Annotated in this window: 1 protein-coding gene; it reads right to left on the bottom strand. The window is 61.5% G+C overall.

Annotation, left to right across the window (positions count from 1 at the left end; translation table 11 throughout):
• Positions 1-196: flagellar export chaperone FliS (fliS, locus tag NDO48_RS29450; protein WP_267322948.1), on the bottom strand; the 196-nt coding region annotated here is incomplete at its 3' end.
• Positions 197-247 lie beyond the last annotated feature (51 nt).

Here is a 247-nt window from a genome sequence, read left to right as displayed (position 1 = left end):
CGATGATGGCGATGCTCTTGCCGATCAACTCGCCCTTGAGCGCCGTCTGCTCGCGCTCCATGGCACCACGTGCCTGAGCGATCCGAGACAGACCGCCCTCCATCAACATCTGAATCAGACGATGAGGGCTGGCCTCTGCAGCCTGGGCCTGGTTGTTGACGGTCTGATACTGCCTGAGGGCCGCCATTGCATTCATAGTCGCTCTCGCTCTACCGATGGGCTGATACCCTGGGTATCGGCGTGGGCG

Origin of the sequence: Aminobacter sp. MET-1, assembly GCF_026521175.1 — a bacterium.
Classification (GTDB): Bacteria; Pseudomonadota; Alphaproteobacteria; order Rhizobiales; family Rhizobiaceae; genus Aminobacter.
This window is presented reverse-complemented; position numbering and strand designations above follow the sequence as displayed.